The 10311-nt window shown below is 72.6% G+C and carries 7 protein-coding genes and 1 tRNA gene; 1 reads left to right on the top strand and 7 read right to left on the bottom strand.

Annotated elements, in window-relative coordinates:
• Positions 1-19: 19 nt before the first annotated feature.
• From ABD811_RS08035 to ABD811_RS08005, 7 genes are all read right to left on the bottom strand, one after another.
• Positions 20-1909: an HAD-IIIC family phosphatase gene (locus ABD811_RS08035; protein ID WP_344943164.1), complete on the bottom strand. Its 1890-nt coding sequence runs from the start codon at positions 1907-1909 to the stop codon at positions 20-22.
• A 13-nt stretch (positions 1910-1922) separates the two neighbouring features.
• Positions 1923-4046, bottom strand: a complete 2124-nt coding sequence (locus ABD811_RS08030) for an ABC transporter ATP-binding protein (protein ID WP_344943161.1) — start codon at positions 4044-4046, stop codon at positions 1923-1925.
• Between the two features lie 20 nt (positions 4047-4066).
• The gene (locus tag ABD811_RS08025; protein ID WP_344943159.1) at positions 4067-4285 is read right to left on the bottom strand and encodes an MbtH family protein; all 219 of its coding nucleotides are present in this window, start codon (positions 4283-4285) and stop codon (positions 4067-4069) included.
• A 274-nt stretch (positions 4286-4559) separates the two neighbouring features.
• The gene (gene dpgD, locus ABD811_RS08020; protein ID WP_344943156.1) at positions 4560-5369 is read right to left on the bottom strand and encodes an enoyl-CoA-hydratase DpgD; all 810 of its coding nucleotides are present in this window, start codon (positions 5367-5369) and stop codon (positions 4560-4562) included.
• Complete coding sequence (gene dpgC / locus ABD811_RS08015; protein WP_344943153.1) at positions 5366-6691, bottom strand: (3,5-dihydroxyphenyl)acetyl-CoA 1,2-dioxygenase DpgC; 1326 nt, start codon at positions 6689-6691, stop codon at positions 5366-5368. The genes dpgD and dpgC overlap by 4 nt, the downstream gene beginning before the upstream one ends.
• A gap of 76 nt (positions 6692-6767) precedes the next feature.
• The gene (locus ABD811_RS08010) at positions 6768-8309 is read right to left on the bottom strand and encodes an acyl-CoA carboxylase subunit beta (RefSeq protein ID WP_360707303.1); all 1542 of its coding nucleotides are present in this window, start codon (positions 8307-8309) and stop codon (positions 6768-6770) included.
• Positions 8310-8458: 149 nt separating this feature from the next.
• Positions 8459-9859 (bottom strand): aminotransferase-like domain-containing protein, encoded by a 1401-nt coding sequence (locus tag ABD811_RS08005; RefSeq protein ID WP_344943148.1) that lies wholly within the window; start codon positions 9857-9859, stop codon positions 8459-8461.
• A gap of 371 nt (positions 9860-10230) precedes the next feature.
• On the opposite strand from ABD811_RS08005, the gene ABD811_RS08000 reads away from it, so the two are divergent.
• A tRNA-Leu gene (locus tag ABD811_RS08000) sits at positions 10231-10304 on the top strand.
• The last annotated feature ends 7 nt before the right edge of the window (positions 10305-10311 follow it).

Genomic DNA, 10311 nt, shown 5'->3' with positions numbered 1-10311 from the left:
GGCTCCCCCCGAACGGGTTTCACGGCGCTTCATGGACCTCGACGAGACGGATGTGCGGGGGCGGCGGCGGGATCTCGGTGAGCGGGTGCCGGAAGGTCAGCATGGTCCCGTCGTCGGCCTCGTGGACGAACCCGTTGCGCGGATAGAACTCGCGGACCAGGCCGTTGCGGCCGCCGGGCCGGTACCCGGCGAGCACCGCGCCCGCGCCGCGCTCCCGCGCGTGCCGCAGCACCCAGTTCAGGCACGCCTCCTCGACCGACCGGGAGAAGACCCGGCAGCTGAGCAGGAAGTTGTCGATGTGCAGCAGGTCGCCGTGCCAGCGGGCGAGGACCGCGCCGACCAGGCCGCTGTCGCCGAACCGGTCGCCGACGTGCACGGACAGGACGAGCGCGTCGGGGTCCCGCATCAGCCGCCGGACGTCCTGGGGCTGCAGCCGCCGGCCGGTCAGGTTGAACTGGTTGGTGCGCAGCGTGAGCTGGGAGATCCGGGCGGCCTCCGGCTCGGTCGCCCGGCTCACCCGCACCCGGACGTCCAGCTCGCGCAGGTAGTCCTCGACGGAGTCGAAGCGGTCGAGGAACCCCTTGCGGGCCGCCTCCTCCCGGTACCGGGCGGGGCGGACCCGGTCCTCGCCGGTCAGCTCCCGCTGGTCGAACCAGCCGTCGCGCAGCAGCCGCCCGGGGTGCAGGGCGGGTTCGCCGTCCACGTCGACGACGGCGACGCCGGGCAGCTCCCGCCGGACGAGGCCGCGCTCGTAGGCGCTGTCGTCGACGAAGACGAAGCTGTCGACGCCCAGGCCGAGCCGGTCGGCGAGACCGGCCAGGTTCTCGTGCTTGGGCCGCCAGTTGGCGACGACCTGGACGAAGTCCGCCTCCCGCAGCGCCATCGCCGGATGCTCCCGCAGCGCGCGTTCCACCAGCTCGGGGTCGTTCTTGCTGACGGCGGCCAGCAGCACGCCCTGCGAGCCGAGCTGCTTGGCGACGCGCTGGAACGCCAGGAACGCCTCGCCCCGGTAGCCGCCGCCGATCTCGATGCCGTCCACGCCGTCGTCGCCGAGCACCCCGCCCCACAGCGTGTCGTCCAGGTCGAGCACCAGGCACTTCTTGGTGCGGCCGACGAGATTCCTGGCCAGGTGGCCGATCTCGCGGGCGTAGGCGGCCAGGAGGTCGTCGGTGAGGTGGGCCTTGGCGTAGGTGCCGAGCCGGTCGTCGCCGACCGGAACGCCCTCGGCGACCAGCGGGTCCAGGTCCACCACCACGACGGACGGGTGGTGGTCGGCCAGCGCCAGCAGCCGGGCGTTCGCCTGCCGCCACACCGCGCCGAGCCGCGCCCGGGAGCGCCAGTCGACGAGCTGGGCGGTGTGGCGGCGCGTCAGCGGCATCGTGTTCAGCACCAGGGTGCCGCGCCCGGCCCGCGTGTACCGCTCCGCCAGCCGCTCGATGAGAGCGACCTTGGCGGTGGCGGCGCGTTCGACGTCCGCCGGGGTCCACGGCACCGGGACCTCGTCGAACACCATGGCCGGGTCGAGCACGCACAGCACCAGGTCGGGCCGCGCGGCGGACAGCTCGCTCGCCGGGTCGCCCAGCTCCCGGACGTACCCGTCGAAGCCGGTGACCGTCGGACGGGCGACCAGGCCGTGCCGGGCGAACTCGGCCCGCAGCGCGGGCGCGAGCGCCGACAGGGTGCCGTGCCCGGTGATGCCGACGGAGACGCCCGGCAGTCCCGGGTGGAGCCGTTCGATCTCGGCCGGGTCGACCCGGTCCAGCAGCCGTCCGGCCCGTGCCACCTCACCTCGCGCCGGCTCCTGCTCCGCCAGCGCCGCCACGATCCGGCAGACCAGCGGGTACTCGGCGGCCAGGCGACCCGCCGCGGCCAGCTCCAGCAGCGTTCCGGCCGAATGGTCGGCGACCAACCCCGGCACCTCCTCAGCCCGAACCCTGCGGCGGACGGCCACCGGGCATGGGGCCCCCGTTGGGCGGCGGACCCATCGGCGGTCCCTGCATGGGCGGCGGTCCCTGCATCGGCGGTCCCTGCATGGGCGGCGCGCCGGGAGGCGGGCCCTGCATCGGCGGCGGGCCCTGCATCGGCGGGAACATCATGCCGCCGGGCGGCATCCCCTCCAGCGGCGGCAGTCCGGCGCCGTTCGGGTCGCCGTAGACGGGACCGCCGGGCGTGGGCACCGCGCCGTTCCTGGCGGGCTGCCGGGTGAACTGGGTGCGGTACAGCTCGGCGTAGAGCCCGTCCGCCTCCAGCAGTTCCTCGTGCACGCCGCGCTCCACGACGCGGCCCGCGTCGACGACCAGGATCTGGTCGGCGTCGCGGATCGTGGACAGCCGGTGCGCGATCACCAGCGACGTCCTGCCCTCCAGCGCGGTCTTCAGCGCCCGCTGGATCGCCGCCTCCGACTCGGAGTCCAGGTGCGCGGTGGCCTCGTCCAGCACCACGATCGACGGCGCCTTGAGCAGCAGCCGCGCGATCGCCAGGCGCTGCTTCTCACCGCCGGAGAAGCGGTAGCCGCGGTCGCCGACCACGGTGTCCAGGCCGTCGGGCAGGGCGGCGATCAGGTCCCAGATCTGCGCGGCCCGGCACGCCTCGACCAGGTCCCGTTCCTCGGCCCCGGGACGGGCGTACAGCAGGTTCGCCCGCAGGGTGTCGTGGAACAGGTGCGCGTCCTGGGTGACCATGCCGACCGTGTCGCGCAGGCAGTCGAACGTCAGGTCCCGCACGTCGTGCCCGCCGATCCGCACGGTCCCCGACACGGGGTCGTAGAGCCGCGGCACCAGCTGCGTGATCGTCGTCTTGCCCGCGCCCGACGGTCCGACCAGCGCCGTCAGCGTGCCCGCCGGGGCGCGGAACGTGATCCCGTCCAGCGTCAGCGTGTCGTCGGCGCGTTCGGGGGCCGGGGCGGCGTAGCCCTGCAGCGAGGCCAGCGACACCTCCGACGCCCTGGGGTAGCGGAACGACACGGCGTCGAACTCGACCTCCGGGGCGCCGCGCGAGCCGTTCAGCGCGACCGCGCCCGGCTTCTGCGCGATGAGCGGCCTGAGGTCCAGGACCTCGAAGAGGCGGTCGAAGCTGACCAGCGCGGTCATCACGCTCGCCTGCATCGACGACAGCTGGTTGATCGGGCCGAACAGCCGCGTCAGCAGCACGGCCAGCGCCACCAGCGTGCCGAGCTGGAACGAGCCGTCCACCACCAGCACGCCGCCGAGCCCGTACACCACGGCGGTGGCCAGTGCGCCGAGCAGCGTCACCGACACCAGCAGCATCCGCGAGTACACCGTCGTGACCACGCCGATGTCGCGGACCCGTCCGGCGCGGTCGGTGAACAGGCGCTTCTCGCTGTCGGGACGCCCGTACAGCTTGGCCAGCAGCGCGCCGGCGACGTTGAAGCGCTCGTGCATCAGCGTGCCCATCTCGGCGTTGAGCTGCATGGACTCGCGCATCAGGCCCTGCAGCCGGCGGCCCACCAGCCGGCCGGGCAGCAGGAACAGCGGCAGCGCCGCCAGCGCCACCAGGGTGATCTGCCAGGAGAGATAGAACATCGTGCCGAGCACGAGGATCAGCGACAGCAGGCTCGACACCGACTGCGACAGCAGGGTCGTGACGGCCTGCTGGGCCGCGACCACGTCGGTGTTCAGCCGGCTGACCAGGGACCCGGTCTGCGTCCGCGTGAAGAACGCGATCGGCTGCCGCTGGACGTGGTCGAACACCTGGGTGCGCAGGTCGTAGACGAGCCCCTCGCTGATCTTCCCCGAGAGCCAGGTCTCGGTGAACGCCAGGATCGCCTCCAGCAGCGCCAGGCCGGCGACCGCGAGCGCGATCCAGACGACCAGCCCCTTGTCCCTGGGGATGATGCCCTCGTCGATGACCGTCTTGAGCAGGAGGGGGCTCGCCACCTGCGCCACCGCGCCGAGCGAGGTGAGCAGCAGGAGCACGACGATGATCCAGCGGTACGGCCTGGCGTACGGAAGGGCGCGCCGCGCCGTACCGGGCGTGACGCGCTGGCGGGTCGAGTCGGAGTCCTCCCCGAACCCGCGGATCGTCATGACCGGTCCCGGGCCGCCGATCATGGCGCCTGGCGCTCCATCTCCGCGACGAGGCTCTTGGGACGCATGTCGGTCCAGTTCTCCTCGATGTAGTCCAGGCACGCCCGGCGGGTGTCCTCGCCGTGGACGATCTCCCAGCCCGCCGGCACCTCCGCGAACGTCGGCCACAGCGAATACTGGCCCTCATCGTTGACGAGGGCGTAAAACGTCCCGTCTTCGTCGTCGAACGGATTGGCCACGATCACTCCTTGGATTGGAAATTCGCCCAGATGTCCCGAACCGGAATTCTGCTCGACCGTCCCGCTGTCCACCACCCGGGGTTTTGCCGGTTGGACGTCGGAGCCGATTTCGATCCGCCGATCACACGAGGTCGACGGCGCAGGTGGACGTGTGCGGCGGCCGCCGGGCGGGGCGCCGTCCAACCGCGCGATCTCGATAGTTGGACAGCGCCCGGAAAAAGGTGAGGGGCGCGCCTCCCGGCACGCCCCTGATCATTTCACGTTCACCGCGACGTCAATATCCACACCACCGCGGATCGCGTTTTTCCGCGAACGCCCGCGGCCCCTCCGCGGCGTCGCGGCTGTGCATCCGCCGCTCCTCCCAGACGAACCTGGTGGCGAACGCCTGCTCCAGCGGCATGTCGACGGACCGCAGCACCGCCTCCTTGATCGCCCGCACCGAAAGCGGGGCGCTGCGCAGCAGGTCGTCGGTCCACGTCTCGACGCAGCGGTCCAGGTCGTCGTGCGGGACGACCTCGTTGACCAGCCCGTACCGCAGCGCGTCCGCCGCGCCCATCCGGCGGCCGGTGAGCAGGTGGCCCATCGCGACCTTCAGCGGCAGCTGCCGCGCCAGCCGGAACGCGCCGCCGGCGCCGGGGACCAGGCCGAGCCGCGCCTCCGGCAGTGCGAACACCGCCCGCTCGGAGGCGACGATGATGTCGCAGGCCAGGGCCAGTTCGAAGCCGCCGCCGAGGGCGTAGCCGTTCACCCGCGCGACCACCGGCTTGGTGAGGGCGAACCGCTCGGTGAGCCGCGGCCAGCCGGGCTGGCCGCGGCTGCCGAAGGTCGTCGGCGGCGCGCCCTCCCGGGTGAGCCGGGCGCGCTCCTTCAGGTCCTGCCCGACGGAGAACGCCCGGTCCCCGGCGCCGGTGAGCACCACGACCCGCACGTCGTCGTCCCGTTCGACGTCGTCCCACACGGCGCCGAGTTCCTCGTGCATCCGCAGGTCCATCGCGTTCAGCACGTCCGGCCGGTCCAGGGTGACGCGGGCCAGGTGGCCCTTCTTCTCGTAGCGCACCCGGGCGGCGCCGTCGGGGGCGGTCATGACGGCCGGACGGTGAACCGGCCGACCTTGTTCAGGACGTCCTGCCCGTAGATCCGCAGGGCCTGCTGCAACGCGAACTCGGCCATGTAGCGGCGGAACTCCTCCGGCGGCTCCTCGGCCAGGTTCAGCATGCGCCGGTTGGTGAGCACCGCCGGGCCCTGCAGGCTCCGCACGCTGCGCTCGATCGCCGCGTCGACCTCGCCCGGCTCGACGACCTCGTCGAACAGCGTCCGCGCGGCCGGCTCGGTCGCCCACACGCGGCGACCCCCCAGGATGATCTGGCGGGACAGCCGCGGCCCGCCGGCGTGGCCGAGCCGGAAGTTCCCGGCGCCCGGGACGATGCCCTCCTGCGCGGCGGGAAGACTGAAGTAGGCGTCCGACGCGGCGATCACGTGGTCGAACACCAGGAGCAGCTGGGCGCCGCCGCCGATGGCGAAGGAGTCCACGGCGGCGACCCACGGCTTGTCGACCGTCGGCCACTGCCACGACGCGTCCCGCTCGACCCGCACGCCCCGCACGAGCTTGTGGATGTAGCCCAGCTCGCGCCGCAGCAGGAAGCCGACCAGCGAGATGCCGCCCGCGTGCAGGCGCTTGAGGTTGATGCCCGCGCTGAACACCCGCCTGCCGCGGTAGCGGGGATGGGTCATCTCGCCGCCGCGCAGCGCCCCGACGTGCACGGCCGGGTCGAGCAGCGCCAGGTCGACGGCGGTCTCCATGTCGTCGACCTGCCGCTCGTCCTCGGCGTTCAGGCAGTCGTCCCGGCACATCGTCAGGTACGCCACGCCGTCCCGGCGCTCCAGCCGGACCGAGTCGGTCTCCACCAGGCCGGTGCGGGTGAACTCCGGCAGCAGCGCCAGCGCGCGGGGCGTCGGCCGCAGCATCGCGTCGAGCAGGTGCGGGCCCGCCACCGGCGACCGCAGCACCCCCCGCAGGAAGATGCCCTGGTCGATCTCCCGGCCCTCCTTGGCGGCCTGCGGCCGGGACCGTTCGACGGCGATCATGTCGGCGGTGGGGACCAGCCCGGGGAAGGCGGCCGCGGCGGCCTCGACCAGCTCCGCCACCCGCAGGTCGACGGCGCGGCCGTCGGTGAGCTCGTCGTACACCGCGTCCGCGTGGACGTCCATGAACCGCGCCCGCAGCGCCCGGACCGCGTCGGTCGCGGCGGCGATCCGCGCGTGCGCCTCCGGTGTGCGCTCGGCGGGGTCCGGCGCCGCGGCCACCAGGTCCTCGACATGCCCGGCGGCCTCGGCCAGCCTGTCCCGGGCGACGCGCAGGTCGGTCTCCATGGCCTCCAGCGGAGGCGCGTCCGCCGCGGTGGTCATGACGCCGCCGGTCGAGAGCCGCTGCCGAGCAGCGTGACACCACACCTGATCACTGAAGCCACCTTCCCGAGAGGGTTCACAGGGGTACGTTGCCGTGCTTGCGCTGCGGCGCCGGTCCGCGCTTGGTGCGGAGCATCGCCAGCCCGCGCGCGACCGCGGCCCGGGTCCGCACCGGATCGATCACGTCGTCGACCAGTCCCCGCTCCGCGGAGAACAGCGGGTGCACGAGCTGCCGGGTGTACTCGCCGATCAGCTCCGCCCGCCGCGCGTCGGGGTCGGCGGCGGCGGCCAGTTCCTTGCGGAAGACCACGTTGACCGCGCCCTCGGCGCCCATGACGGCGATCTCGTTGGTCGGCCACGCCAACGACAGGTCGCAGCCGATCGACCGCGAGTCCATGACGATGTACGCGCCGCCGTAGGCCTTGCGCAGGATCACCTGAACGCGCGGCACCGTCGCCTCGCAGTAGGCGTACAGCAGCTTGGCGCCGTGCCGGATGATCCCGTCGTGTTCCTGGTCGACGCCGGGCAGGAAGCCGGGGACGTCCACCAGCGTCACCAGTGGAATCCCGAACGCGTCACAGAACCGCACGAACCGGGCGGCCTTCTGTGCCGCGTCGGCGTCCAGCACCCCGGCGAGCACCATGGGCTGGTTGGCCACCACTCCGACGACCTCGCCGTCGATGCGGGCCAGCGCGCAGATCACGTTCCGGGCCCAGTTCTCGTGCAGCTCGATGACGCTGCCGTCGTCCACCAGCTCGGTGATGACCTGGCGCATGTCGTACGGCTTGTTCGGCTCCACCGGGACGATCTCGGCGAGCCGGGGCCGCTCGTCGCCGGCCGCTCCGGTCGGCGGCAGCGCGGGCGCGGGCTCCAGGTTGTTGGCGGGCAGCAGCGACACCAGGTACCGCACCTCGGCCAGGCAGGTCTCCTCGTCGTCGTGGACGAACGTGGCCACTCCCGACCGGCTGCCGTGCACCTCCGCCCCACCCAGCTCGGCATGGCTCACCCGGTGCCCGCTCACCGCCTCAACGACGTCCGGGCCGGTCAGGTACATCTGGGCGGAACCGCGCACCATGAACGTGAAGTCGGTCAACGCGGGCGAGTAGGCCGCTCCCCCCGCGCACGGCCCCAGGATCACACTGATCTGCGGGATCACCCCGGACGCCCGGACGTTGCGGTGGAAGATCCCCCCGTACCCGTCCAGGGACATCACGCCCTCCTGGATCCGGGCGCCGCCGCTGTCGTTCAGCCCGATCAGCGGGGCGCCCGCCGAGATCGCCAGATCCATCAGCTTGTGGATCTTCGCGGCGTGCGCCTGGCCGAGCGACCCGCCGAAGACGGTGAAGTCCTGGGCGTAGACGAACACCCGGCGGCCGAAGATCTCGCCGGAGCCGGTGATCACGCCGTCGGTGTGCGGGCGGCGGTCCCCCATGCCGAGTTCGGTGGCCTGGTGGCGGCGGTACATGTCGGTCTCGACGAACGAGCCCTCGTCCAGCAGCAGGTCGAGCCGTTCGCGCGCGGTGAGCTTGCCGAGCCGGTGCTGCCGTTCGACGGCGGCCCGGTCGCCGCCGACGATGCGGGCGCGCAGCCCGGCGTGCCGCTCGCGCAGCCGGTCCATCGACGGCGGCGGTGCCGGCTGCGGGCGGTGGCCGTTGCCGTTGACGCGCCCGTCCGCGTTGGTGCGGCCGTCCGTGGTGGCCCGGCCGTTGCCGTTGACGTGGCCGTTGCCCTCCGGGGCACGGCCGAACTCCGTCTCTAATGGGGCCGTCATCGCGCCGCCGCGCTCTCCGCCGCGATGAAGCGGGCGAGCCGGGCGGTGCCCTCCTCGATCTCCGCCGTGGTCAGGTAGCTGGTGGACAGCCGGATGGCGTGCTCGCCGCCGCCCTGCGGATAGAAGTACGACATCGGCGTCCAGATGACGCCGAAGTCCTGCGCGGACCGGGTGAGCGCCGCGTTGTCGGCGCGGAACGGGACCTCCAGCCGGAGGAAGAACCCGCCGGTGGGCCGGTTCCAGCGCACCCCGAGCGCGGCGCGGCGGTCGGCCGGGATGGTGCGGTCGAGTCCCGCGAGGACGGAGCTCATGGCCCGCCCGTAGTAGGCGGCCGCGTCGGTGTTGAGTTCCGAGAGCCGCCCGTCCGAGGCCAGGAGCGCGCCCGCCACGGCGGCCTGGCTGAGCGACGAGGTGTTCACCGTCACCATGCTCTTGATCTTGGCGATCTCGTCCGCCAGCAGGCCGCCGCGCCCGTCCGCGTCCACGACCCGCTGGTCGGCGATGACGAAGCCGACCCGGGCGCCGGGAAAGAGCGTCTTGGAGAACGAGCCGAGGTGCACGACCCGCCGCTCCCGGTCCAGGGACTTCAGGGTCGGCAGCGGCGTGCCCGGGCTGACCAGCCGGTAGGGGGTGTCCTCCAGGACGAGGAAGTCGTGGCGCGCGGCCAGGTCGAGCAGCGCGTGCCGCGTCTTGAGGTCCATCGTGGTGCCGGACGGGTTGGAGTGGTCGGGCACCACGTAGAAGGCGCGGGGGCGGCGTCCGCGCGCGTGTTCGGCCAGGATCGCCGCCTCGACGTCGTCGCAGGAGATGCCGTTCTCCCGCTCCTCGACCGCCGTGAGGGTGACGTCCAGCAGGCGGGCCGCGCCGGTGATGCCCACGTAACAGGGGCTGGACACCAGCAGCACGTCGTCGGGGCCGCCCATGAGGGCGCGCAGCACCAGCAGCATGCCCTCCTGCGCGCCGACCGTCACCACGATGGACTCGGGCGGGACGTCGATGTCCTCGTCCACGCGCAGGGAGTCGGCCAGGACGTCCCGGATCTGGCCGGCGGTCGGGCCGTACTGGAACACGGCGGTGCGCACGTCCTGCGGCGTGCTCCCCTCCGCGGCCAGGTGGTCGAGGAACCGGCGGATGTGCGTGAAGATCTGCTCGTTGTCGAAGAAGCCGTCGTAGGGGCGGCCGGGCGCGAAGGAGATCGCCTCGGGATAGCGCAGGGTGATCTCGTTGAGGAAGTTCATGGTGTCCAGGACGGGGCTGGACACGCTGGCGTGCAGATCCTCCTTGCGCAGCCCGGCCCCGCCGGCCGCCGGTTCCGGCCGCGGCCCCGCGCGGTCGTCGAGCGTGTCGTCGAGCGTGCCGGCCCCGGCCTGCTGGATATCGATGTCTCCCCCGCTCACGAGGCGACCGTCCGAGCGTTTTCCATGATTTCGCTGCTCCGTCCGGGCATGGCGGACCCATGCGGCATTGAACTGCGGAGTGTCCTCGGCCCGGTCAGGATTGCATGCGGCGGAACGGCCGACAAGGGCGGACGGCGGTGCCCTCCCGGCCCGGACACCGTGGATTGACGGTCGGGTCAGATCGATTCATGGCAGAGCCCGGACATCCCGTCCAAGCGGCGTTTCTGCGCACTTGGACGAGCCCCTGGACGCACCGTCCCGGCCTAGAGTTCCCCATGGTCGCGGCCGTCCGGAGGGCCCGGCCGGCGACGCTGCGGAATCCCCGACAATAGACATGGAGAACCTCGGCGGGGCGAAGTTAGAATCGTTCCGCCCCCGTAGCCCAATTGGCAGAGGCGGACCCCTTAAAAGGGTTAGGTTGTCGGTTCAATTCCGATCGGGGGTACCGTTCC

This window comes from Actinomadura miaoliensis (assembly GCF_039536785.1).
Taxonomy (GTDB): Bacteria; Actinomycetota; Actinomycetes; order Streptosporangiales; family Streptosporangiaceae; genus Spirillospora; species Spirillospora miaoliensis.
The sequence above is the reverse complement of the archived record's forward strand: the minus strand, read 5'-3'. Positions and strand labels throughout refer to the sequence as shown.